The sequence below is a fragment of the Megasphaera intestinihominis genome, assembly GCF_040096415.1.
Classification (GTDB): domain Bacteria; phylum Bacillota; class Negativicutes; order Veillonellales; family Megasphaeraceae; genus Megasphaera; species Megasphaera intestinihominis.
In genome coordinates this window covers 25,120-49,692 of record NZ_JBBMEU010000007.1, presented here as the reverse complement: position 1 = coordinate 49,692, position 24,573 = coordinate 25,120, and the positions used below count along the sequence as shown (strand labels likewise).

The 24,573-nt window shown below is 55.7% G+C and carries 26 protein-coding genes; 6 read left to right on the top strand and 20 right to left on the bottom strand.

Translation table 11 applies throughout. From position 1 onward, the window contains the following. Positions 1-60: 60 nt before the first annotated feature. On the bottom strand, positions 61-777 hold the full coding sequence (locus tag WMO23_RS02315; RefSeq protein WP_020311579.1) for an epoxyqueuosine reductase QueH: 717 nt from the start codon (positions 775-777) through the stop codon (positions 61-63). 174 nt (positions 778-951) lie between these two features. Here WMO23_RS02315 and cbiM point away from each other — a divergent pair, with 174 nt between their 5' ends. From cbiM to WMO23_RS02295, 4 genes are all read left to right on the top strand, one after another. After that, on the top strand, positions 952-1,956 hold the full coding sequence (cbiM, locus tag WMO23_RS02310) for a cobalt transporter CbiM (protein ID WP_020724002.1): 1,005 nt from the start codon (positions 952-954) through the stop codon (positions 1,954-1,956). Positions 1,957-1,968: 12 nt separating this feature from the next. Beyond that, entirely contained in the window at positions 1,969-2,778 is an 810-nt protein-coding gene (locus WMO23_RS02305) for an energy-coupling factor transporter transmembrane component T family protein (RefSeq protein ID WP_292108416.1), read from the top strand. Further along, entirely contained in the window at positions 2,775-3,425 is a 651-nt protein-coding gene (locus WMO23_RS02300; RefSeq protein ID WP_292108415.1) for an energy-coupling factor ABC transporter ATP-binding protein, read from the top strand. Before WMO23_RS02305 ends, WMO23_RS02300 begins: the two co-directional genes overlap by 4 nt. A 338-nt stretch (positions 3,426-3,763) precedes the next feature. Then, a complete protein-coding gene (locus tag WMO23_RS02295) occupies positions 3,764-3,946 on the top strand; it encodes a hypothetical protein (protein WP_020311582.1) in 183 nt (60 codons plus the stop codon). Here WMO23_RS02295 and WMO23_RS02290 read toward each other — a convergent pair. The 5 genes from WMO23_RS02290 to WMO23_RS02270 form a co-directional block, all read right to left on the bottom strand. Next, the gene (locus tag WMO23_RS02290) at positions 3,934-5,151 is read right to left on the bottom strand and encodes a tetratricopeptide repeat protein (protein ID WP_292108414.1); all 1,218 of its coding nucleotides are present in this window, start codon (positions 5,149-5,151) and stop codon (positions 3,934-3,936) included. The two genes, WMO23_RS02295 and WMO23_RS02290, sit on opposite strands and share 13 nt — an antisense overlap. Next, positions 5,141-5,542 (bottom strand): CGGC domain-containing protein, encoded by a 402-nt coding sequence (locus tag WMO23_RS02285; RefSeq protein WP_020311584.1) that lies wholly within the window; start codon positions 5,540-5,542, stop codon positions 5,141-5,143. The genes WMO23_RS02290 and WMO23_RS02285 overlap by 11 nt, the downstream gene beginning before the upstream one ends. 13 nt (positions 5,543-5,555) lie before the next feature. Beyond that, positions 5,556-6,233: a CpXC domain-containing protein gene (locus WMO23_RS02280; protein ID WP_020311585.1), complete on the bottom strand. Its 678-nt coding sequence runs from the start codon at positions 6,231-6,233 to the stop codon at positions 5,556-5,558. A gap of 222 nt (positions 6,234-6,455) precedes the next feature. Further along, positions 6,456-6,776 carry a quaternary ammonium compound efflux SMR transporter SugE gene (gene sugE / locus WMO23_RS02275; RefSeq protein WP_020311927.1) on the bottom strand — a complete coding sequence of 107 codons (321 nt, stop codon included), beginning with the start codon at positions 6,774-6,776 and terminating at the stop codon, positions 6,456-6,458. Between the two features lie 177 nt (positions 6,777-6,953). After that, positions 6,954-7,661, bottom strand: coding sequence for a B3/B4 domain-containing protein (locus tag WMO23_RS02270; protein ID WP_292108412.1), 708 nt, complete (start codon positions 7,659-7,661; stop codon positions 6,954-6,956). A gap of 181 nt (positions 7,662-7,842) precedes the next feature. Between WMO23_RS02270 and WMO23_RS02265 the strand changes: the two genes are divergently transcribed. Continuing rightward, positions 7,843-8,709: a DMT family transporter gene (locus WMO23_RS02265; RefSeq protein ID WP_020311866.1), complete on the top strand. Its 867-nt coding sequence runs from the start codon at positions 7,843-7,845 to the stop codon at positions 8,707-8,709. Positions 8,710-8,739: 30 nt separating this feature from the next. On the opposite strand, the gene WMO23_RS02260 is transcribed toward WMO23_RS02265, so the two are convergent. Next, a complete protein-coding gene (locus tag WMO23_RS02260) occupies positions 8,740-9,129 on the bottom strand; it encodes a hypothetical protein (RefSeq protein WP_292108411.1) in 390 nt (129 codons plus the stop codon). An 18-nt stretch (positions 9,130-9,147) separates the two neighbouring features. Continuing rightward, entirely contained in the window at positions 9,148-9,534 is a 387-nt protein-coding gene (locus tag WMO23_RS02255; protein ID WP_292108410.1) for a LysR family transcriptional regulator, read from the bottom strand. A 110-nt stretch (positions 9,535-9,644) separates the two neighbouring features. Here WMO23_RS02255 and WMO23_RS02250 point away from each other — a divergent pair, with 110 nt between their 5' ends. Next, entirely contained in the window at positions 9,645-10,580 is a 936-nt protein-coding gene (locus tag WMO23_RS02250; RefSeq protein ID WP_292108409.1) for an AEC family transporter, read from the top strand. Positions 10,581-10,749: 169 nt separating this feature from the next. Here WMO23_RS02250 and WMO23_RS02245 read toward each other — a convergent pair whose 3' ends face one another. From WMO23_RS02245 to infB, 12 genes are all read right to left on the bottom strand, one after another. Next, positions 10,750-11,691, bottom strand: coding sequence for an ornithine carbamoyltransferase (locus tag WMO23_RS02245; protein WP_020311870.1), 942 nt, complete (start codon positions 11,689-11,691; stop codon positions 10,750-10,752). A 192-nt stretch (positions 11,692-11,883) separates the two neighbouring features. Beyond that, the gene (locus WMO23_RS02240) at positions 11,884-12,081 is read right to left on the bottom strand and encodes a cold shock domain-containing protein (protein ID WP_020311871.1); all 198 of its coding nucleotides are present in this window, start codon (positions 12,079-12,081) and stop codon (positions 11,884-11,886) included. Between the two features lie 76 nt (positions 12,082-12,157). Beyond that, on the bottom strand, positions 12,158-12,655 hold the full coding sequence (locus WMO23_RS02235) for a dihydrofolate reductase (RefSeq protein WP_020311872.1): 498 nt from the start codon (positions 12,653-12,655) through the stop codon (positions 12,158-12,160). Further along, positions 12,655-13,446, bottom strand: a complete 792-nt coding sequence (locus WMO23_RS02230; RefSeq protein WP_292108408.1) for a thymidylate synthase — start codon at positions 13,444-13,446, stop codon at positions 12,655-12,657. The genes WMO23_RS02235 and WMO23_RS02230 overlap by 1 nt, the downstream gene beginning before the upstream one ends. Before the next feature lie 16 nt (positions 13,447-13,462). Further along, a complete protein-coding gene (gene recQ, locus WMO23_RS02225) occupies positions 13,463-15,283 on the bottom strand; it encodes a DNA helicase RecQ (protein ID WP_292108417.1) in 1,821 nt (606 codons plus the stop codon). Positions 15,284-15,477: 194 nt separating this feature from the next. Beyond that, entirely contained in the window at positions 15,478-16,665 is a 1,188-nt protein-coding gene (locus WMO23_RS02220) for an aminotransferase-like domain-containing protein (RefSeq protein ID WP_349173161.1), read from the bottom strand. 270 nt (positions 16,666-16,935) lie between these two features. Beyond that, positions 16,936-18,126 (bottom strand): aminotransferase-like domain-containing protein, encoded by a 1,191-nt coding sequence (locus WMO23_RS02215; RefSeq protein ID WP_020311875.1) that lies wholly within the window; start codon positions 18,124-18,126, stop codon positions 16,936-16,938. A gap of 835 nt (positions 18,127-18,961) precedes the next feature. After that, a complete protein-coding gene (locus WMO23_RS02210; RefSeq protein WP_292106285.1) occupies positions 18,962-19,888 on the bottom strand; it encodes a bifunctional riboflavin kinase/FAD synthetase in 927 nt (308 codons plus the stop codon). A gap of 11 nt (positions 19,889-19,899) precedes the next feature. Beyond that, a complete protein-coding gene (truB, locus tag WMO23_RS02205) occupies positions 19,900-20,781 on the bottom strand; it encodes a tRNA pseudouridine(55) synthase TruB (RefSeq protein ID WP_349173159.1) in 882 nt (293 codons plus the stop codon). Further along, positions 20,778-21,722, bottom strand: coding sequence for a DHH family phosphoesterase (locus WMO23_RS02200; RefSeq protein ID WP_292106280.1), 945 nt, complete (start codon positions 21,720-21,722; stop codon positions 20,778-20,780). Before WMO23_RS02200 ends, truB begins: the two co-directional genes overlap by 4 nt. A 5-nt stretch (positions 21,723-21,727) precedes the next feature. After that, positions 21,728-22,075 carry a 30S ribosome-binding factor RbfA gene (rbfA, locus tag WMO23_RS02195; RefSeq protein ID WP_020723953.1) on the bottom strand — a complete coding sequence of 116 codons (348 nt, stop codon included), beginning with the start codon at positions 22,073-22,075 and terminating at the stop codon, positions 21,728-21,730. A 15-nt stretch (positions 22,076-22,090) separates the two neighbouring features. Then, positions 22,091-24,562 carry a translation initiation factor IF-2 gene (gene infB / locus WMO23_RS02190; RefSeq protein WP_296820155.1) on the bottom strand — a complete coding sequence of 824 codons (2,472 nt, stop codon included), beginning with the start codon at positions 24,560-24,562 and terminating at the stop codon, positions 22,091-22,093. Positions 24,563-24,573 lie beyond the last annotated feature (11 nt).

Here is a 24,573-nt window from a genome sequence, read left to right as displayed (position 1 = left end):
TTTTTTTGCGGTCCGCAGGACCGCGGCGACCTGCGAACGGCGAACTGCGGCCTGCGTTCCCTACTTATGTTCCGCCAGAAAAACTTCGGCATCGTGGCGGATTTTTTCTAAGTCCAGGCCCTGGTCGCGGGCACCGAAGATGCAGCCACAGTAGGGCTGGCGGTAGAGGTGGTAGGCTTCGGTCATTTTCGTCGATGTGAGGAAGCCGTTGTTCTTTTTGAAGTCCGTCGGCAAATAAGCGTAGCCGTACTGGTCTTCGATGTCCCGGCCGACTTCGTTGATGACCTGGGAATTCTTATGGGGACTGACGGTCAGGGTCGTCGTAAAGTAATCATAGCCCAGTTCCTGCATTTTTTCGGCCGTCGCTTTCATGCGCTGGATGAAGCAGACGCGGCAGCGGGCGCCGCCTTCGGGTTCGTCTTCCAGGCCCTGGACAGCTTTGAAATACGTATCCGGTTCATACGGAGCGGCCAGGAACTGGACGGCGTGCCCCGTTTTTTCATTATAGGCCGCGATGAACTGTTTCTGGACGAGTTCCCGCCGCCGGTATTCCGCTTCCGGATGGATATTGGGGTTGAAATAGTAGACCGTCACGTCGGCCACGCCGGTCAGCCGGTCCAGGACGGCCGTACTGCACGGGCCGCAGCAGGAATGGAGCAGGATGCGCGGCTTGACGCCGTCCTGCTGCCAGCGCCGGGCCATGCGCTGGAAAACTTTATCGAAGTTGATCCGCTGGTTTTGATTCATGCGGTCCAGAATATCGTGAAAATCAATCATGCTTTGTACTCACTTTCTATAGATTCAATATCATATTATATCATGGAACAGAGGCCTCCGCATTTTCGAACAGAGGCCTCCGCATTTTCTATCCCCCCTATGGGCTTATATTTTTTGCTATTTTTCAGTAAAATAGGGATAATGGTTATTATATTACGGAAAAGAGGTCTATCCATGCATATACCTGAAAATTATCTGAGCCCTTCGACGTGCGGCGTCCTCGGCGCCGTCATGGTTCCCATCTGGCTGCTCTCTATCCGCAAGGTCAAGGAAACGGTGCCCCGTGAAAAGCTGCCCCTCCTCGGCATTGCTGCGGCCTTTTCCTTCCTGGCCATGATGTTCAACATCCCCCTGCCCGGCGGTACGACGGGACACGCCGTGGGCGGTACGCTCATCGCCATCCTCTTCGGGCCGTACGCGGCCTGTCTGGCCGTCAGCGTGGCCCTGCTCATCCAGGCCCTGTTCTTCGGCGACGGCGGCATCCTGGCTTTCGGTGCCAACTGCTTCAACATGGCCTTCGTCCTGCCCTTTACAGGATATTTCATCTATCACGGCCTGAAAAAAGTCATCCCGTCAGAAACGATAGCCGCCGGTATCGGCGCTTATATCGGCATCAACGCCGCGGCCTTCTGTGCGGCTGTGGAATTCGGCATCCAGCCCCTGCTCTTTACGGACGGAGCCGGCCAGGCCCTGTACTGCCCCTATCCGTTATGGATTTCCATTCCAGCCATGATGATCGGCCACCTGACCTTGTTCGGCCTGGCGGAAGTCGTCTTCACGACAGGCATCCTGACCTATCTGCGCAAGACGTCGCCAGACCTCTTCCATGCGGTCCAGGCCCCGTCGTCGAGCAAGTCCCTCTTCGGACTCCTGGCCGCCCTCATCGCCGCCACGCCCCTCGGCTTGTTAGCTGCCGGCACGGCCTGGGGCGAATGGGATGCCGAAGAACTGGCCGATACGGATTTCTTCGGCTCTGCCCTGGGCTATACGCCATCGGGCATGGAACAGGGCTTTTCCTTCGACGCCCTCATGCCGGACTACGCCATCGCCGGCCTGCCCGATGCCGCAGGCTACATCATTTCGGCCATCGTCGGCACAGCCCTGCTCATCATCATCTTCAAAGTCATCGCGTCCTTCCTGCCATCCCGGCCGACCTTCGATACGCCGGCCCAGCACTAGGGAGGATTGCCCATGAAGCTCCCTGAATGGGCGGCCCGCGAGGAAATATATAATCCCGGCAGCGACCGGGATTATTTCATTTCCCGCTCCCTGCTCCGCCTCGTATCCATCCTGACGGCCCTGCGCAGCCAGGGCCTGCGGCCAACCCGTCCCATCGGCGCGGCGCCGGCCTTATTGGCAACCCTGGTCATGGTCCTCTTCGTCGTCCTGGCCCGGACGACGGCCTTCCTCTGGGCCGTTCTGGCAGGCGAACTGGTCCTCCTCTGCTTCCATCGCGGCCGGCAGCTGCGCCAAGTCCTCGGCGCCGCCCTGGCAGCCGCTCTGTTCTGCGCCGTCATCGTCGCGCCGTCCTTCTTTCTGGGCAACGGCCGCTACGCCCTGCTCCTGCCCTGCAAGACCTTCCTCACCGTGACGGCGCTGATGCTCTTGCAGGAAAACCTGGCCTGGCACGAACTGACCGGCGCCCTGCGGACCTTCCGCATCCCGTCGCTGGTCATTTTCATCCTGGACACGACGCTGCGCTACATCGCCATCCTGGGCCAGGAAGCATCGGAACTGCTGACGGCCCTCAAGCTGCGTTCTGTCGGCCACAATCCCGATAAACAAGCGGCCATGAGCGGCGTCGCCGGCATCATGCTGCAAAAGTCCCAGCGCCTGTCCCAGGACATGTATGAAGCCATGCGCTGCCGCTGTTTCACCGGCGAATACGCTGCCTATGACGACGGCCAGAAACGCCGTTTCACGCCGGCTGCGGCCCTGCTCATCCTGGTTCTGCTGGCCTATGCCTATCTCTTCATCCGCCTGGAAGGAGTGTTCTCATGATTCAACTCGACGACGTCTGTTTCGCCTATGACGACAGGCCCATCCTCAGCCACCTTACAGAAACCATCGAACCGGGCCAGGCTGTCCTCCTGAGCGGTCCCAACGGGTCCGGGAAGTCGACGCTCCTGCGCCTGCTGAACGGCCTGATTTTCCCCCAGCAGGGGACGTATTCCTTTGACGGCACAATCATCACGGCCGGCAAGATGCGGGACCACGCCTATTCCAAATGGTTCCACCAGCGCGTGGGCTACGTCTGGCAGAATCCCGATTCCCAGCTCTTTTGCAGCAGCGTCCGCGAAGAACTGGCCTTCGGCCCGGTCCAGATGGGCCTGAAACCGGCAGACATCCGCCAGCGCGTCGACGATGCCCTGGAACTCCTGGGCCTGACCCGGCTGGCATCCCGTCCGCCTTACACCCTGTCAGGCGGCGAAAAGAAACGGACGGCCATCGCCTCCATCCTGACCATGAACCCCCAGGTCTGGACCATGGACGAACCGGAAAGCTACCTCGACGCCGACGGCCTGGCCTGGCTGGAAGACTTCCTGCCCAGCCTGAAAGCAGCCGGCAAGACCCTCATCATCGCCAGCCACCACGCCGCCCGCCTGGGCGACCTCATAGATAAGGAAATAGTTGTAGGGGACGCCTAAAAGGCGTCCCGCCGGTCGCCTGTCGCAGGTCGCAGTTCGCGGTCCGTTATGATATTTCACCACATCTCATGCTTACATATGTCAAACTTTCAAACGCAACCTCTTGGGCAAATGCAACCTCTCAGTCAGCTGTGCTGACAGCTCTCCTATTAGGAGAGCCTTTGTGTTACGCTTTATTTAAGCTTTTTAACATTTTCTCAAAATATTTTATTGATTTTTACGTCATAAAGTTATATGATATAAGTACAAGCAGAATAGCAAGACAAAAGATGCAACGTAGCATTTATTTCGCCGTTGCATCTTTTGTTGTTTCCAGACTAAAAAAGGGGGCAGTGCTTATGTTAATCTATGGATTGGAACAAGCCTTGATGGTAACCCATGGCTATGACGTGGAATTCAATCAGAAAAAAGAAACGGCCCACCTGGTACAGACGACCGATGGACCGATGAAGGCAGAAAAGAGTCACTTGGAATATTTGATGGATAAATTGATGAAATTCAAATACAGTTACCGCCGGTAGGCCTGGAACTGCCGGCGATTGGCCTGGACCCTGGGATTGGCCGAATTGATCTGGCCGGCCTTTTCCAGCCACGAGCCGGCGTCGTCATATTTTCCCTGGCGGAGATAGACGATGGCCATGGCGTTGGCCGCATCGGCCGATTGCGGCGAAAAGCGCAGGATTTCCTGGAAGGACCGCAGGGCTTCGTCGTCCCGGTGCAGGTCCATGGCGGCCAGGCCGCGGTTATACCAGGCCTGCAGATATTCGGGCCGGCAGGCGATGGCCTGGTCATAACTGGTGAGGGAAGCTTCGGGCTCCCCTCTTTTTTGTTGCGTCAAAGCCAGGTCGTACCAGGCCGCCGGTGACGTCTTGTCCAGTTCCAGGGCGCGCCGGAAGTCCCGTTCGGCCAGCCAGTAGTCCTGGCGGTTGAAGAAGAGGATGCCCCGGTAGAGATAGGCCTGGGCGTCGTCGGGATGGGCAAAGACTCTCTCAAAGCCCGTAATCAGGCTGTCATTCGTACCGTCCGGCGTCTGGGCTTCGGTCCACATCCAGAGGATTTCCTGGCCGTAATGCTTCCCCGGCACGGCCCAGCGGCCATTGAGGCCCGTCCAGGAATCGACCTTACCATAGAGTTCGGGATGTTTTTCGGCCAGCAGTTCATAGCGGGGATCGACGATGGCCGTCTTGGGCCGCTCTGTGCTGGCATAAGCCAGGAGATGCTGGATATGGGCGCGCACGCCGAGCTGAGGCGTAGCGAAACGGGCACCGGCGACTTTATTTCCCGTCGCGCCGAGGCCGCAGAAATTGTTCTGGTCTGGCGATACATCGCCGCCATAGGCAAAGTAGCCCGTTTCCTTCAAGGCCTGGCAGAGGGCCACGTCGGGCCGGATGCCTTCGCGGCCGGCTTCGTCATAATAGGCCTGGACGACCTCTTCCAGCGGCGCATTCAGCTTAGGATGAGGATTGCGCTGGCGGATGAAATGGACCATCTGGCGGGCCGGGATCGTCGCCGGACCCATAATCGTATCGGCACCGGCCGGGACGTCGAGCATGGGCCGGCCGTAGGCCTCAGCCAGCTGCCAATCGGCCTGTTTCATAGCTTTCTTATCGACGACGGCATTTCCTGCAGCAGCCACGCCGGGCAGTGGCAGGAAGACCGGTCCCCCGCCAAGAAGGCTGACCATCAGGACGGCTGCGACCAGGCTCCTCCCCTTTTTATAAGGCATGATAAGTCCCTTGCTTCCGTTTTTCTTCGGTCATGCGGGAAATATAGGTCCCGTGGACCAGGGGATAGCCTTTGCGTTCGATGATCTGGGCCATATAATTGCGGAAAGGACAGGGCGGCCGGTGATAGCTGTCGGACACGATGCACGACGCGAAGTGGATGGTCACATTTTCCTTGGCATCGCCGTATTTCTTCAGCTTCCTGCCCAGATTTTCCAGTTTCGCCGAGAGCCCTGCCCCGCAGCAGCCGCCGCAGGTCATCATGAGGAAGCGCGTATCGGGCGGATAATCGGCAAAAGTATCTTTACGGTTGACAAAGGTGTTCATGCAGGCATAGCCGCTACAGCGTTTGGTGACGATATCGCATTGGATGACGACGACGAGTTTCGACATGGAAATCCCTCCCCTAATTATATAAATATTTATTCAAGAACTGCTGAGTCCATCCCGCGTCGATGCGGGCCAGGACGGCATCTTCTGCCGGCAGGTCGGCGGCAAAGTTCTTTTCAAACTGGCCATAGAGCTGGCCCAGACCGTTGGCAAAGTCGACATAGGCCTGCTGGCCATGGGTCCCGTCGATTAGATTCAGGCGCAGGGAGCCGTCGTCAGCCGTGCCGAAATGGCTCTCGGTAACGGTGAAATCCTTATCCTTTTCCCCGACCTGAGCCAGGGCAGCGGCCTTGGTCAATTCCATCAGGCGGTCGTCGAGACCGGCTTCAAAGATGGCGATTTTTTCCAACAAATCGGCTTTGCTGCGGACCAGGCGGAAGACATAGCCTGCCTTCTCGACCATGGCCTTGAATTTATCCTGGCCGTCGGCCATATCGCGGTCGGCATTTTCCTGGTCCTTATCCGTCGGCGCGTAGAAGACCATGAAATGATGGTCCATGTCGTGATACAAGAAGCCGTAATCGACCTGGACGTCTGTCCCGCAGTGGCCGCAGTGGTAGCGAAAAGCTTCCAGCGACTTGACGCGGTCCTTCATGTCCGGATCCAGTTTCGTATTGATGCTGTCCCATACCGTGAAGACGCCGGCCTTCTGGCATTTCGGACAAGTAATGCCTACTTCATGATGCATACTCATGGCAGTTCCCCTTTTCTGTTTTCCCCTATTATACCATATATTTCGTGGCTAGTGGCTAGTGGCTCGCGGCTCGTGGCTCGTGGCTCGCGGCTATTGGCTCGCGGCTCGTGGCTCGTGGCTCGCGGCTATTGGCTCGCAAAGGCTCTCCTGATAGGAGAGCTGTCAGCGCAGCTGACTGAGAGGTTTCCCAAATCATGACAGAAGTCTTCATGCAACAGCCCTTCAGGCCGCGCTGGTCAGGCGCAGGCCGGCGATACCGGCGATGATCAGTACCAGGGACAGGACCTGCCAGGGCGTCGTCGATTCATGGAAGAGGAAAATCCCGGCTACGGCCGTACCGACGATGCCGATTCCCGTCCAGACGGCATAGGCAATGCCAATGGGCAGGTGGCGCAGGGCCAGGCTCAGGAAAACCAGGCTTGCTGCCATGCTGGCCAGGGTGACGATACTCGGTACGAGTTGTGAAAATCCCTGGGTATACTTGAGGCCAATGGCCCAGCCCATTTCAAAGACACCGGCAATCAATAAATACATCCAAGACATACGAATCGCTCCTTTTCATTTCCGCCGAAAAAAAGTACGCCCATACTATTCCTTCAAAGGCCTAACGGAATAGTACAAGCGTACCCGGCGGTAATCTGATTTAATTTTACAGCAGCCTCGCTGAGGTTACGAGCTTCACTTTATCACAAAACAAAATGGCTGTCAACAAAAAAGCGCTTACCAGGAAAAGGTCGGATGGTCCCGGTCGATGATGCCCGTATGGGTCATACAGCCAAAGGCCTGGTAGACGGCGTCGGACAACTTCTGGACAGCTTCGGCGACGGCTTTTTCATTGACTCCGTAAAACCCGTCGATAGGGAACAAGATGGCCTGCGTATCTTCGCTGATTTTCCCATCATCGCTCTGGCGCCAGGTCCAGCGCCGGGTCTTTACGGTATGGCCGCTGACATAGACCAGTTCCCGTTCGTCCGGCTTTTCCAGCTCGCCACCGCCCATCGGTAAAAAAGTATCACCTTCGGCAGCCAGGCGGACTTCCATGCGGCCATCGCAGAAATTCCCAACATCGTGGGCGCCGATGGGCAGGCGTTCTTCCAAGGAAATGGCGTTGCCCAGGTCGACGGCCGGATTGATATGGGGCAGGGCCTTCTTCTTCTGCACCCGTTTGGCCAGCGCTTCGATAGAGCAAAGATATTTATTGGGGTTGATGCCCATGAGGCGGAAGGCATTGCGGTACGGGACGATATGCGGGTCTTCTTTCAGGTTGATACCCTGGAAATCATCGGCAAAGGCAGCAATGGCCTGGTCCAGCCGGTCGGCAACGGCCGGATTGTCCTGACGGTTCACCAGGCCTTCAGCGGCGACGACTCCGACATAATAGTCGGGAAGCATGCGAAAGACGTCTTCATCGATATGAAATATTTTCATGATAGTTCCTCCTGTTCACGGAATGTTTTCTCATTCACTACCGGAATCGTATCATAGATAAAGATCGTTGTGAAATGAAAGACGCGTCATTTTCAATCACTTTTTTTCATGGCGTCAGCCATACAGACAGATGGCGTCAGATATGGTATAGTAAACTTATCAATGCGAAGGAGGGACGCTCATGAAAAATGCGTACATCAAATTCATCCTGGCTGCTGTCATTTTCGGCACGAACGGCATCATCGCCAGCCATATTCCCCTGTCGAGTTATGAAATCGTCCTGACCCGTACGGTCCTGGGCGGTTTTTTCCTGCTCATCCTGGCGACGGCCCGCCGCGAATGGGGCAGCCTGCGCCGCGCGTCCCGCACGTCCCTGGTCTGGCTGGTCCTGTCGGGCCTCTTCCTGTCCGGGAACTGGCTCTTCCTCTACGAAGCCTACCAGCATATCGGCGTCAGCCTGGCAACCCTCATGTGCTACTGCGGGCCCATCCTGATTATGATCCTGTCGTACTTCGTCTTCCATGAGCCCTTTACGGTCCCGAAAGTAAGCGCCATGGTCATCGTTACGGTCGGCATCCTCTGCATCAATGGCGCCGACGTTCAGGCGCACGGCCTGTCGTGGGGCCTGGTCTGCGGTTTCCTGAGCGCCGTCTGCTTTGCCCTGCTGGTCATTGCCATGAAAAAGGTCAGCGGCATCGGCGGCATCCTCTCCCCGGCCTGCCAGCTCCTGGTGGCGTCGCTCGTCGTCGCCGCCGTCACTTTGTCCATGCCGACGGCACCGGCCAGCCTGGATATGACCAACATCGCCTGCATGGTCTGCCTGGGCATCGTCAACACGGGCCTCGGCTACTATCTCTATTTTTCCGGCGTCCAGCGCCTGTCGGCCCAGAGCGTCTCTATCTGCGGCTACATGGAACCCTTTACGGCCCTGGCCCTGTCGGCCATCCTCCTCGGCGAAAGCCTGACCTTCCTGCAATGGATCGGTGCTGCCTGCATCCTCGGCGGCGTCGCCCTCAGCGAATTATGGCATCCCGGCAAAAAGGGATAAAAACTTTTTCAGCTCGTCTGTCATGCCGTCCTAGCGATAAGCCAGGACGGCATGTTCTGTAAAGTCGTCGCCCAGGGGGATGACGCTCAGGCCGGGATAGGCATCGCTTTCGGGCATGGGCAGGATGGCAAAGCCCTGGGACAGGCTGACCGTCAGCAACTGTTCCGACAGAGTCTTGCACAGGTGTACCGACAGGAACTCCTGATGGAAGGCGTGGCGGCAGTGCTGGCGTATCTTGGCGGCATAGGCCGGGCTGTTGGACTTGGTCACAAAGTGGCTGTGAGCGATGATGTCGCCTACCGTACCGTAGCGTTCGAGGAGGGGCTTGGAACAGATGAAGGACTGGCGGATGGCAAACAGGCGCTGGCAGGTGAAACGGCCCATCAGGGATTGGGCATCGGAAAAGAGGAAGCCATCCAAAGTCCCGTTCTCCAGGCTCTATTCCAGTTCTTCGATGTCGTGAAAACTGAAATAGAGCTTACAATCGGGAAAGGCTTCTTCAAAGCGGCGCAGCCACAGGGCTTCGATGTATTCCTGCATGGCAATGCCCAGGTAGAGGCCTTTCCGCCGTTTCAGGCGCAATGAGTCGCGCAGGTCCTGATATTCCTGGCAGATCTTCGCCATGCCTTCATAGAAGTGCCGTCCTTCCGGTGTCAGCGAGACACCGCGGTGCTCCCGGCGGAAGAGGCGGCAGCCCAATTCCTTTTCCAGCTGGGTAATGTATTTCGTCATCGTCGTCTGGGCGATGTGGCAATTCCTGGCGGCCTGGGTGAAATTCGTCAGCCGTGCTGCTTCCAGGAAATATTGTATTTTCGCAAGGTCCATAATCGGTCTTCCTATCCATCACTTTTTTTCATGGCCATGGTCAAAGGTTTCATTAGTCATGCCGCCACCAGCATGATAAAATGGGGACGTTTTAGAAAGGAGGCTGGCCAATGGCCTATTTTTCCATTGTCTTATCGCAAATCATCGGTTTCGTCATCTATATCCTCATCGGCATCGCCGCCGTGCGCATGCGCGTCCTGGGCAGCCGTTCCCTGGGCGTCTTCTCGCGGTTCATCACCAAGATTTCCCTGCCCCTGCTCTTATTCTCCAACACCCTCAACGGGGCGACGCGCCAGCAGTTCATCAGCGCCCTGCCGGTCCTGGCCGTAACGGTCCTGATGTACTTCTTATTATACCTGCTCTGCTGCCTTTTGGCACGCCTCTTCGGCCTGAAAGGCAATGAAAATCACGTCTACCGGGCCTGTGCCATGTTCGGCAACATCGGCTTCATGGGCATCCCCATCGTCGCCGCCGTCTTCCCGGAACAAGGCATGCTCTACATCGCCCTGTTCACGGTCATCGACCAGCTCCTGCTCTGGACGCTGGGTGTCAACCTGACGGCACCGGTGGACCGGGAAAATGCCATGTCCATCGCCAGCCGCCTGCAGAAGATGGTCAACCCGGCGACCATCGCCATCGTCCTGGCCATCGTCGGCATCTTTACGGGCATCGAGCTCCCGGCTCCGGTCAATACGGCCCTGACCAAAGCCGGCGCCTTGACGACACCGCTGGCCATGATTTACATGGGCGGCCTGTTCTGCTACATCGACATTCCCCGCTACATCCGCAAGAAAGATTTCTACGGCGCCGTCGCCATCAAGATGTGCCTCTTCCCGCCCCTCTTCTACATGCTCTGCCAAACCCTGGGGGTCATCCACGACGTGACGGTCACCATGAGCCTCCTGTCGGCCCTGCCCAGCATGGCCGCCGTGGTCATGCTGGCCCAGAACCAGCACTCAGCCGGTAACTACGCCGCCGGCATGATCCTGGTCACGACCCTCTGCTCCATCGTCACCCTGCCCCTGGTCTGCCTGGGATTGGGATGAAAAAAGGGATTGTCGCACATGCGACAATCCCTTTTAAGTTATTAGTGGCTAGCAGTTAGTTGTTAGTAGATGGTTTTAAATTTAAAGGTTTCGCTGAAAACTACAAACTCCGTACTACAAACTATAGAGCGAAAGAATCCCTGCATGATGGCAGAAACCTTCATATGACCTAAACATCCAATTTCCCCGTGATGAGGTAGACTAACAGGCCTTTTTCGGCGTGGCGTCTGTTTTCGGCTTCGTCGAGGATGGTTTCCAGGTGTTTTTCCATAACGTCCTGCGTGATTTCATAGCCCGGATGAATCGGCATGTCGTGGAAGACCATGGTATCCGTCCCTTCCATGAGGGCGGCGTCGATCTGATAAGGCATCATCATGTTGATGATTTGGTTCTTCTTTTCGGCATAGTCCGGATTGGTGAAGAATTCCATGTCGACCCAGGTGTCGGTATAGACGCAGTCCACGTCGGCGACGACTTTCTTCAGGTCTTCTTTGGAAATGTCTGTCGGCAGTTCCTTATAATGGCCCGTAGCCGTCAGTTTGTCGTAGAAATCGGCCGGCACATTGGTAATCTGACTGAACGGCGTCAGGCCGTACATCATGCCGCCCATCTTGGTGACGATTTCGCTGAGCGAGTTATACGTATTGTTCTTGGCGCCGATGTAGAGGACCTTGGCTTCAAAATGGCCGGTCTTTTCGTAGAGCGTCAGCATGTCAGCCAGGGCCTGCGTCGGGTGGAACGTATTGTCACAGCCGTTGATGACCGGGACCGTGGCGTTCTTCATGAAGCCTTCCGTCGTTTCGTCTTTCTTGAACCGGCCCATGATGCAGTCGACGTTGCGGCAGACGTATTTGACTTCACTCATGAGGTCGCCGATAGTGAAATTGCTGTCCTTCCACAGCTGGTTGTAGGCTTTGCCGCCTAATTCTTCCATGCCGATGGAAAAGGAAAGGTACGTCCGGTTCGACGTCTTTTCAAAGAGCGTGTACAATTTCTTGCCATCCAGGATATGGCCGTAATCATCTTGATGCTGCTTGATCTTTTCGGCCAGCAATAAAATGCCTTTCAATTCATCGGTTGTATAATCTGCGAAGCTGTTTGCATGTTTCATGTATATCCATCCTCCAATAGTTAAGACCAGAACTTGTTCGATGGATATATCATAGCACAGCCGTATGAATATTGCAAGTATTTATGCAAACTTTTTCGTGTTTTTATACATATACAAGGTGCAAAAAAAGGGCCGCGCAGGCTGGCCGAAGCCTTCCTGTGAGCCCCTTAAAAGGTCTATTTTACTTTCCGATTAGCATTTAACTATGTTAGCTGCCTGCGGTCCGCGCGCACCTTCAACGATGTCGAATTCAACTTCCTGACCTTCGGTCAAGGATTTGAAGCCATCTTCCTGGATAGCGGAGAAGTGAACGAAAACGTCGCCGCCATCTTCTCTTTCGATGAAGCCATAACCTTTTTCTGCGCTAAACCATTTTACTTTACCGTGCATAACAAAATCCTCCTAAAAAAACAAATCCAGCTATCTTGTAGCTCTTACGTTAGTATAACATAACGGATTAACAATGTCAATCGAAACGGCGGACATAGTGGACGAAAGAAAAAGAATATTTTTCCCGTCCGTCTGGACGGTGCAATTCCCGGTTTTGTTCCTCCCACTCGTCCTTTTTCCAGGCCGGGAAGAAAGTGTCGGCGCCGTCGAAGGCTTCGTCGATTTCCGTCAGGTACAGGCTGTCGGCCAGGGGCAGAAAGGCTTCGTACATGGAAGCGCCGCCGATGACGAAATAGTCCTCCCCGGCTTCCATGGCCTGCTGCATGGCTTCGACACTGTGGAAGATAGTGACGGCGTCATGGCTGACGCTGTAATCCTTTTGATGGGTCAGGACCCAGTGCGGCCGGCCGGGCAGGACGCCGGGCAGGCTTTCGAAAGTCTTGCGCCCCATGAGCATCGTATGGCCCATGGTGAGGGATTTAAAACGTTTTAAGTCGGCCGAAATATGGCACAAGAGGTCGTTGTCCTTGCCAATACCGCCGTTCCGGTCGACGGCTGCAATGAGATGGATCATCAGACGGCCACCTCCATGGGCAGTTTACCCAAGTGCCGGTAATTGTCCAGGGCGATGTCGTCGATGGTGAAATCATAGAAGTCGTGGACATCGGGATTGAGGACCAGCTTCGGTGCCGGAAAGGCCTGGTCACGGCGGGCCAGCTGGGTCTTCATGGCCTGGACGTGGTTCTCATAGACGTGGGCGTTGTTGATGACGTGCGTGAACAGGCCCGGACGCAGGCCGGCGGACTGGGCGATGAGATGGATGAGGACGGCATACTGGGTCATGTTGAAGGGGACGCCCAGGCCCATGTCGCCGCTGCGCTGGATGAGCATGCAGTTCAGGCGGCCGTCAGTGACATCCCACAAGGTCTGGTAGGCACAGGGCTGAAGGGCCATGTCCGGCAGGTCTTCGATGTTCCACAGGGATACGATCATGCGCCGGTTCTGAGGATCCGTCTTCAGCGTTTCCAGGAGCTTGTCGACCTGTTTGTACTTGCGGATCTGATAGCCATAGGCCTTGCCAATGGTGCCGTCGGGCCGCATCCATTCGTCCCAGACGTGGCAGTTCATCTTCTGCAGTTCCCGCACGTCGTTGCTCTGGAGCTGCCAGATCCAGAGGATTTCTTTGACAGCTGTCTTGAAGGCGACGAACTTCGTCGTCAAGATGGGGAATTCTTTTTCCAAATCGAACTGCATGATCTGGTGGGGCAGTTTATAGGTCCGCACGCCCGTGCGGTTGTTGTCGAAATAGCCGTGGTCGAGGATATTTTCGACGATATTCAGATACTGTGTATCGGCAATGCTCATGTATGTCACCTCAAAATCAATGGTTATCAATATAAGACTGGATGGCGCTGACGAACTGGCGGCCATATTTATGGAGCTTGAAGCTGCCTACGCCCTTGATGTCGCTCATGGCTTCCAGACTGTCCGGCTTGAGAGCGGCCATATCCCACAACGTGGCATCGGAAAAGATGACGAACGGCGGAATATGCTCGTCCTTGGCCAGTTCCAGGCGGACTGCCCGCAGGGTATCGAACAGGGGCCGCAAGGCGTCTTCGTCGATGGCCCCGGCGCGGCGCTTCTGCTGGCGCTTGGGCAGTTCCGGCACGGGTTCAGCTGAAACGACTTTCTGCTGGACGATGCGCTGATGGCCGCTGAGGGCCTGCCGTCCGTCGGCCGTCAGGGAGACGACGGGATATTTCCCATCGGACTGGTCGAGATAGCCGTCGTCGATGCACTGGCGGACCATGTCGCGGACTTCGGACAAAGTGAAATCGCCGAGCATGCCGAAGGCCGAATTATGTTCAAAGCCATAGCGGCGGACCTTGGCGTTCTGGCTTCCCTTGAGGATGTCGCAGACCATGGTCATGCCGAAGCGCCCTTTCAATTCGTCGACGCAGAGGCAGATGCTGCGGACCTGTTCGGTCATGTCTTCTTCGACCGTTTCCTGGTCGCAGTTGCCGCATTTCTCGCAGTGCTGCCACGATGGATGTTCGCCGAAATAGGTCAGGATATAATGGCGCAGGCAGTGATTGCCTTCGCAGTAACGGACCATGGCGTTGAGCAGGCGGAATTCGACGGCCTGCTGCTGCGGATCGTGGACGGACTGTTCGATGAGGAACTTCTGGATCATGATGTCCTGGCGGCTGAAGAGGAGGATACATTCCCCCGGCGCACCATCGCGGCCGGCCCGGCCCGCTTCCTGGTAGTAGCTTTCAATGTTCTTGGGCATCTGGTAATGGATGACGTAGCGGACGTTGCTCTTGTCGATGCCCATGCCGAAAGCGTTGGTAGCGACGATGACCTGGAGCCGGTCATACGTAAAGGCGTCCTGCATGGTCCGGCGCATGTCGTCGTTGAGGCCGGCATGATAGCGGCCGGCCCGGATGCCCCGCCGCGTCAGCTCTTCATAGACGCGGTCCACTTCCTTGCGCGTCGCCGCATAGATGATGCCGCTGTCTTCCCTATGCTGCTGGACGTAGGACAAGGCGAAGTCGAGCTTGCGGTTCATCCGGACGACGCGGAAATACAGATTCGGCCGGTCGAAGCCGCCGATGAAGATGCGTTCCTTTTCCAGGCCCAGGAGGTTCATCATGTCCTCTTTGACCTTTTCCGTCGCCGTCGCCGTGAAGGCCCCGACGACAGGCCGCTCGGGCAGGGCCGCGATCCAGTCCTTGATGGCGCAGTAGCTGGGCCGGAAATCATGGCCCCACTGGGATACGCAGTGTGCTTCGTCGATGATGAACATGGAAATGGGCAAACTCTGCATGAAGGACGTAAAGAATTCGTTTTCCAGGCGTTCCGGCGAAATATAGACCAGTTTGACCCGGCCGGCGCGGATGGCGGCGAAGCGGGCCTTGGCCTCTTCAAAAGTACACTGGCTGTTGATATACGTCGCCGGTATCTCCTGGTTGACCAGGCTGTCGACCTGGTCCTTCATGAGGGAAATGAGCGGCGAAATGACCAACGTCACGCCGGGCATCATCAGGGCCGGCAGCTGGAAGCATATCGACTTCCCTGCCCCTGTCGGCATGATGGCCAGGCAGTCGCGGCCATCGAGAAGGGTCTGGATGACCTCATGCTGGCCCGGCCGGAACGACGTATAGCCAAAATATTGTTTCAAAAGAGATTCGAGTTCCATCAAGATAATCAACCCATCTACGAAAGACTAACAACTCAGCTTTACTGCTGATAAATTTGAGTTTATAGAATAGAGTTTGTAGCAGTTGGTTTTAAATTTTTTAGCCATTCACTAAAAACTACAAACTACAAACTTAATGCTCAAAAAGGAGCTGTCGTAAGCGACAGCTCCTTTATATCATATCATCTTTAGCCTTATTTTGCCAATTCTTCTTTCAAGACGTCGGCCAGGCGTTTGATACCTTCGACGATGCGGTCTTCCGGCATGTTGGAGTAGTTCAGGCGGAAGTGGTTGGCATGGCCGCCGTGGGGGTAGAAGGGACCGCCCGGCACGTAGGCAACGTTCTTAGCCAGGACTTTCGGCATGAGTTCTTTCGCGTCCATGCCTTCCGGCAGCGTTACCCACGTGAACAGGCCGCCTTCGGGGTATGTAAAGGTGATGCCTTCAGGGAAGTATTTCTTCATCGATTCGCACATCAGGTCGCGGCGTTTCTTATAGAGGGCCTTGATCTTGGCGACGTGCTCATCGAGGTCGAACATATCGATGTAGTACGAAGTCTGGCGCTGGCCGAAGGACGACGCCTGGAGGTCGACGGCCTGTTTCAGCTTGACGACTTTATCGATGATGACCGGATCGGCTACCATCCAGGCAATACGCAAGCCCGGCATGAGGATTTTCGAGAACGAGCCGAGGAAAATGATATTGCCCTTGGTATCCATCGACTTCAGGGACGGTACCTTGTCGCCGTCATAGCGCAGTTCGCCATAGGGGTCGTCTTCGAGGACCGGGAAGTCATACTGGTTGATGAGGTCCATGAAAGCCTTGCGCCGTTCTACGGGCCAGGTGATGCCCGTCGGGTTCTGGAATTCCGGGATGACGTACATCATGCGGACGCGGTCGCCGTATTTTTCCAGAATCTTTTTCAATTCTTCCGGGATAATGCCCTTTTCGTCCGTCGGCACTTCAACGAATTCCGGTTTGCAGAGCTTAAAGGCATTGAGGGCGCCGAGGTAGGTCGGGCTTTCGACGAGGACGATGTCGCCCGGGTTAATGAAGATCTGGGCCAGCATGGACAGGCCCTGCTGGGACCCAGACGTAATAACGATATTGTCAATATCGCAGTCGACCATGAAAGCCTGTTTCATGCGGACTGCAATCTGTTTGCGCAGGGGGTTGTACCCTTCGGTCGTGCCGTACTGCAAGGCTTCGCGGCCTTCTTTGGTCAATACGGCGTCGTCGACTTTCTTCAGCTGTTCCGTCGGGAAGAGTTCCGGTGCCGGCAGGCCGCCAGCAAAGGAAATGACTTCCGGCATGGTCGTCAGTTTCAAGAGTTCACGGATTTCAGAGGCTTTCAAATTCATAGCTAAGTCGGAAAAATGCATATCAATCACTCCTTCAGGTTATGTACATCACGCGTTTATCTATGTGTATATAGTATCATCAAAATTACTTTTATGCAATTAAACGTTTGCGTTATAAATATGTTGCGTTTCGTACAACCTTTATAAACCAAATGTAAATAACGAGAATTACTGATAATAGTAAATATCCAACTTAAAAAAAATTAAAGAATGACTGTAAAAAATTTTTAAAAAAATTTGCAAAAGAAAAGACGCCCTCACGAGAGAGCGCCTTGTTTCCTTAAAATTTAATTATTTACCGATTTTTTCTTTCAAAACTTCAGCCAAACGTTTAATGCCTTCGACGATGCGGTCTTCCGGCATGTTGGAATAGTTCAGGCGGAAGTGGTTGGCATGGCCGCCGTTCGGGTAGAAAGCACCGCCCGGTACGTAAGCGACTTTCTTTTCGATGACTTCCGGCATCATTGCCTTGGCATCGAGGCCTTCCGGCAAGGTAACCCACGTGAACAGGCCGCCTTCCGGATAGGTGAAGGAAACGCCTTCAGGGAAGTATTTCTTCATGGAATCGTACATGAGGGTACGACGTTTGCCATAGAGGGCGCGGATCTGTTTGACATGGGCGTCGAGGTCGTACATGTCGATGTAGTACGAAGCCTGGCGCTGTGCGAAGGACGACGTCTGTAAGTCGACGGTCTGTTTGAGCATGACAGCCTTTTCCAGGATATCATGAGCGGCGACCATCCAGCCGATACGCAGGCCCGGCATAAAGATTTTGGAGAAGGAGCCGAGGAAGATGACGTTGCCCTGAGTATCCATGGATTTCAAAGTCGGCATCGATTCGCCTTCATAACGGAGTTCGCCATACGGGTCGTCTTCAATGATGGGGATGTCGTGTTTGTTCATGATGTCCATGATGGCTTTGCGGCGTTCCAGGGGCCAGGTGATGCCCGTCGGGTTCTGGAATTCCGGGATGACGTACATCAGGCGGACGCGGTCCCCGTATTTTTCGAGAGCTGCTTCCAGGGCTTCCGGAACCATGCCCTTGTCATCCGTTTCAACTTCGACGAAATTCGGGAAGTTAACGGCAAAAGCCGTCGTAGCACCCATGTAGGTCGGGCTTTCAACGAGGACGATGTCGCCTTCGTTGAGGAAGAGCTGGCCCAGGAGCGAAAGGCCCTGCTGGGAGCCAGCGGTGATGATGATATCTTCATAAGTGCAGTCTGTATGGAAAGATGTTTTCATGCGTTTAGCAATCTGTTTACGCAAGGGCACATAACCTTCCGTCGTGCTGTACTGCACGGCCTGACGACCTTCTTTTTTCAAGATTTCCACGTCGACCTTCATCATTTCGTCAATCGGGAAAAGTTCCGGTGCAGGAAGGCCACCGGCGAAGGAAATAATTTCCGGATTTTCTGTTACTTTCAAAATTTCACGGATATCCGATGCGTGTAAACTCTTTGCTTCTTCAGAAAACTTTACCATAAAACTTCACTCCAATCTATTCTCTTTCTTTTATGGCTTTAGCTACGGCAGGCAAATGTGCGTCGTAACGATACTTATTATACCACGATATGGGCTATTAATCTACAAATTTTACGGAAAATGCCAAAAATTTCAAACTAATTAAATCAATAGTCAGCCCTGCCTTTCTTTTAATGTTAGGGCCTGACGGTCGGAGAAAAGCCGTTCGTCGTAGGTCGTTCATCGTTCATCGAGTTTAGGGCCTGACGGCCCGCCGGCCGCCTCCGTAGGGGACGCCCAAAGCCTTTCTGGTCCGTAAGGCGCCGACCAACGGAAGGCGCAAGACGGTTGCCAGAACGGACAGCCGTAGCGGGCGTCCCGCGTGAATCCTGTGTACATCCCCAATGACATACGCGGCAATAAACTCAGAATAACGACATCGCCTCGAGTGACCCTCGGCTCGCGAAAAAATAGTGGCTCGTTGTTCGTGGTTCGTGGCTCGTAAAAGCCTGACATTATACTCGGATAGGTTGTGGTCGCATCTCGCAACGGGCCGCACAAGGCTCTCTTTATAGGGGAGCTGGCCGCCAAAGGCGGTCTGAGAGGTTAAAGGTCGACCCCTACGCACAGGGCCGCTGGCCGTGTATTTATTTTGCAACCTGTATTCTCTTTCATCAAATAATTAGACCGCAAAAAAATAAGCCGTCACAGGAAGCAAAAATCACTTCCTGTGACGGCTTATTTTTTACGGTTGTGGATAATTTCCTGGCAAGCTGGCTAGAAAATCGCACATATCCTGACGGGCTCGCCACGTGCGAGCCCCTACAGTATACGACCACAAACTCCGTACTACAAATTATCTTTGAAAGAACTGGCGCGCTGCGGCTTCGTCTTTTTTCATCTGGGCGACGAGGTCGTCGGCAGTGGCGAAGGTTTTTTCGCCGCGGAGGCGCTTGCGGAAGCGCAGGCTCACTTCTTTGCCGTAGAGGTCAGCGTCCCAGTCGAGGACGTGAGTCTCGATGCGGCGGTACTGGTTCTCGAAGGTCGGGTTGTCGCCGATGTTGGTCATGGCCGGATGGCCCTTGCCGTCCCACCACAGTTCGGTGATGTAGACGCCGTCTGGTGGGATGGCCATGTTGATGGGGATGAGCATGTTGGCCGTAGCGAAACCGATGGTCCTCCCCCGCCGGTCGCCGGGCACGATGGTGCCGGTCAGGGCAAAGGGACGGCCCAGGAGATTCTCGGCCGTTTCCATGTGGCCCATCTGGATGAGACGGCGGATGACGGTGCTGCTGATCGGTGTCGTCCGGCCCGGCCGTTCGAGGAGGGTCAGGGCGACAACGGGGATGCCGTACTGGCTCATGAAGAATTTCATGGTCTCCGTATTGCCTGCCGCCTTGGCACCATAGGTAAAGTTCGAGCCGACGACGATGGCCGACGGATGGATGTAGGTCAGGAGGTTCTGGCAGAACTCTTCCGGCGATTCCTGCAAGAGGGTCTGGCTCATGGGCAGGAGGACCAGGCCGTCGATGCCGACGGCTTCGATATATTCCGCTTTCTGGCCGATTGTGGCCAGGCGCAGCGGTTCTTTTTCCGGACACAACACGGACAGCGGATGGGCCGTAAAGGTGACGACCATGGTTTTCACACCGCCAGCAGCGGCCCGTTTGATGGCCGTCTTCATGACCATCTGGTGGCCCCGGTGGACGCCGTCAAAGGTCCCAAGGGCCACGACGGCTCCGGTAAAGCCGGTTATTTCCTGAAAGGAGTGGAATATTTCCATCGTTAGTTACCTCACAATCCCTCTGCGAACATCTTATGAGGCCGCAGGATATGGTGTTCCCCGTCGTAGTGGGCAATGCCCATGAGCCGCTGGTCCGGCCCGTACACGCGGATGACGTCGCCATCGGCCAGGTACGGCCCGGCGAAGGGCACGGGACGGCCCTGGAGCAGGAAGGCACACTGTTTGGCGGAGCAATTCGCCTTTTTAAGGTCCTGGATAGCCATATCGGCCGGCCGGACATAGGCCATGGGATCCCGTTCCAGCTCTTCCAGCGTCGCCGCGTCGTCGATGGTGAACAGCCCGGCCCGGGTGCGGACCAGATAGGTCATGCAGGCGCAGGTCCCCAGGACCTGACCCAGGTCGCGGATGAGGGAACGCACGTAGGTCCCTTTGGAACAGGTCACGGCAAAGGTGCCGCGCCGGCCGTCAAAGGACAGCAGGCGCAGGTCGTGGATGGTCACGTGGCGCACGGGCAGGGTGAAATCGACGTCCTGCCGGGCCAGTTTATAGGCCTTGACGCCGTTGACGTTGATGGCGGAATATTTGGACGGTGCCTGTTCGATGTCGCCCACAAAGGACGCCAGGGCGCGGCGCATGTCGTCAGCCGACAGATCCGGTACGGCCGCCGTTTCGACGACGGTCCCCGTACTGTCTTCCGTATCCGTCGCCAACCCTAAGGCGAATTCGGCATGGTATGATTTGACGTCGCTGTCACCGTATTCGATGAGGCGCGTCGCCTGACCGGCATAGACCGGCAGGACACCGGCCGCCAAAGGGTCCAGGGTGCCGGCGTGGCCCATCTTCTTCATGCCATAGATACGGCGCAGGCAGCCGATGACGTCGTGACTGGACATGCCCGTCGGTTTCAGTACATTGATGATTCCGTGTATCATAGGCGCTTTTCGATTTCCTTTACGATGAGTTTCTTCGCTTCATCCAAAGGCTTATCCAAGGTGCAGCCGGCTGCGCGGACGTGGCCGCCGCCACCGAAGACAGCGGCTACGGCGTTGACGTCCATGCCCTTCGAGCGCAGGCTGACCCGCGTTTCCTTATCGCTGACGTATTTGACCGTAAAAGCCACTTCCGACCCTTTGACGTTGCGGGCGTAATCCATGTACATCCCCGTGTGTTCGCCAGTGATCTTGAGGACTTCCGGCGTGTAGGACAGGCAGGAAATGCGGCCGTCATCAAAGAGCTCCAGGTGTTCCAGCACCTTGGACAGGGCCTTCAGTTTTTCCAGGGACCGGGCGTCGAGGTGTTCCGAAATGAAATCGGGCCGGGCGCCGTGGTCGACGAGGAGGGCTGCCATGCGCAGCGTATGGCCTGTCGTGTTGTTGAACTTGAAGAAGCCGCAGTCCGTGGCGATAGCCGTATAGAGGGCATCGGCCATGGCCGTGTTCCAGTCCCGCTGCCAGAGGTCGAAGAGATAGGTCAGGATTTCGCCTGTCGCCGCGCAGTCGGGCCGGACGTATTCCCACTGGGCGAAATGCTCGTTGGAAATATGGTGGTCGATGTTGAGGACCTTGCCGCGGACCAGCTTTTCAGCCTGGCCGATGCGGCCGAGGCCCGTCGCATCGAGGACGACGGTCAGCCAGGAATCATCCGTTTCGACCTGCTCCGGCTTGTTGATGTACTGCAGGCCGTCGAGGAAGTCATAGCGGTCGTCGATATCGTCGTCGATGACCATGACGGCCTTCTTCCCCTGCAGCTGCAGCCAGTGCCACAAGGCCAGGAGGCTGCCGATGGCGTCGCCATCGGGACTGACATGGGCTGTCAGCAGGATCTTATCGTAATGGCGCAGTAAGGTATAGATTTCCTGAGCCGAACAATTCATGGGTATCAGTCCTTCTTTTCAATGTCGCGAAGAATCTTATCGATCTTCATCCCGTAATCGAGGGATGTATCTTCTTTAAACACAATGGTCGGCGAATAGCGGATACCCAGGCGCTTGCCGACTTCCGTGCGGATATAGCCGGTCGCGCTCTTCAGGGCTTTCAGCATTTCCTGCTTGGCTTCGTCGCTGCCGAAAAGGCTGACGTAGACTGTCGCATCGCGCAGGTCGCCGGTGATGCGGGCATCGGTGACGGTGACGAAACCGATGCGCGGATCTTTCAGTTCATTCAGGAGCATCTTCGATACTTCCTGTTTGATAAATTCCTGTATCTTGCGTACTCGTAATTCTCCCATAGTACGTACCTCCCTTTATTCGGGTTCGACTTCGACCATTTCGTAGGCTTCGATTTCGTCGCCTTCCTTGATGTCGCGGTATTTTTCCAGGGTAATGCCGCATTCGTAGCCGGCTGCGACTTCCTTGACATCATCTTTGAAACGGCGCAGGCCGTCGATTTCGCCTTCGTGGATGACGATGCCGTTGCGGATGAGGCGTATCTTGGACGTGCTGGTGATCTTGCCTTCCTTGACATAGGAACCGCCGACGATGACTTTCGGCGTCGTAATGACTTTACGGACTTCAGCACGGCCGACGATCTTTTCTTCGTATTTCTTTTCCAGCATCCCTTTGATAGCCGCTTCGACGTCGTTGATGGCGTCGTAAATGACGCGGTACATGCGCATGTCGACTTTTTCATGTTCTGCCATCTTGCGGGCTGCCGCATCGGGGCGGACGTTGAAGCCGATGATCAGGGCGTTCGATGCCGAAGCCAGCATGATATCCGATTCGTTAATGGCGCCGACGCCGGCATGGACGATGGAGATGCGGACTTCGTCGCTCTTGATGCCCATGAGGGACTGGCTCACGGCTTCGACGGAACCCTGGACGTCGCCTTTGATGATGAGGGGCAGTTCCTTCAGTTCGCCCTGCTGGATCTGGTTGAACAGGTCATCCAGGGTGACTTTGGCATTGACGTGGAGTGCGGACGAACGTTTCTTTTCCAGGCGTTTTTCGGCAACGGAACGGGCCGTCTTTTCGTCGGTGACGTTGAGGATGTCGCCGGCTTCCGGTACGTCGTTGAGGCCGAGGATTTCGACTGGGATGGACGGTTCCGCTTTCTTGACGCGTTCGCCCCGTTCGTTGTTCATGGCGCGGACCTTGCCGAAGCAGGTGCCGACGATGATCGTATCGCCGACGCGGAGGGTCCCTTTCTGGATGAGGACGGAAGCGACCGGGCCGCGGCCTTTATCCAGCTTGGCTTCGATGACGACACCCTGAGCCGGACGGTTCGGGTTGGCCTTGAGATCCTGTACTTCTGCCAGGACGAGGATATTTTCCAAGAGATCGTCGAGGCCGATTTTCTTATGTGCCGAAACGGGGACCATGATGGTGTCGCCGCCCCAGTCTTCACTGACCAGGCCGTATTCCGTCAGCTGCTGCATGACGTGTTCCGGATTGGCGCTTTCCTTATCGATCTTGTTGATAGCGACGATGATGGGGACGCCAGCCGATTTGGCATGGTTGATGGATTCGACAGTCTGCGGCATGACACCGTCATCAGCTGCGACGACGAGGACGGCGATATCCGTGACCTGGGCACCGCGGGCACGCATAGCCGTGAAAGCTTCGTGGCCCGGCGTATCCATGAAGGTGATTTTCTTGCCCTGGTAGCGGACCTGATAAGCCCCGATGTGCTGAGTAATGCCGCCGGCTTCGTGGCTGGTGACATTGGTCTGACGGATGGCGTCGAGGAGGCTCGTCTTGCCGTGGTCGACGTGGCCCATGATGGTGACGACAGGCGGACGGGTCTTGAGGGTTTCCGGCGGGTCGATGATTTCTTCGATTTCCGTCGGGTCTTCCGGCGGTGCTTCCTTGGTAACGGTGACGCCGAATTCATCGGCAACGAGGGAGGCCGTATCGAAATCCAGTTCCTGGTTGATTGTCGCCATGATGCCGCCCATGAGGAGCTTCTTCATGACTTCGCCGACATCGCGGCCCAGGCGTTCGGCAAAATCCTTGACGATGATTGTTTCCGGCAGTTCGATAGCCGTCGGATAATTCTTCTTCTTCTTCGGAGCTTCCTGCGCTACCGGTGCCTGATGCTTCTGGTTGCGCTTGTTCTTGTTGTGCTTGCCTTTGTTCAGGACATTGGACAACAGCGTATGGGGACGGTTGCCGCCGTTATTCTTGTTGTTATTGCGGTTATTCTGGCCGCCGCGCTTGTTCTTGTTGCCACTGCGGTTGTCATTGCCGCCCTGGGAATGACCAAAATACTTGGTGCGCTTGTTGTCGCCCTGCTGGCCCTGGCTGCTCTGGCCGCCGTTATTGCCGCCTTTATGGTTCTGCGGACGGCTGCCCTGGTTCTGGCCCTGAGCGGCTTTGGCACCGCGGTTCGGCTGGTTCTGCCCATTGCCCTGGTTCTGGCGTTTCTTGTCCTGATTCTGGTTATTCTGTTTCGGCGTATTGCCCTGGTTCTGGCGTTTCTTGTCCTGATTTTGGTTATTCTGTTTCGGCGTATTGCCCTGTTTTTTGTTTTTGTTCTGTCGGCTCGTTTCGTTCACTTTTCGGCTAGTTCCTTCCCCTGTCTGTTTATTTTCCTGTTTATGTCCACGCTGTGCTTCCCCTTTGGCACCCTTTTTGAAGGATGCATCGAGGATGGACTTCATATTGGCGTCAATACCGGTGAAATTACCGGCTTTGATGTGATGATCTGCCAGCGTCTTGATTACTGTCTTTGCGGGAACGCCGTATTCTTTTGCGGCTTCGTATACTCGTTTCGTCATCTAGTTACCCC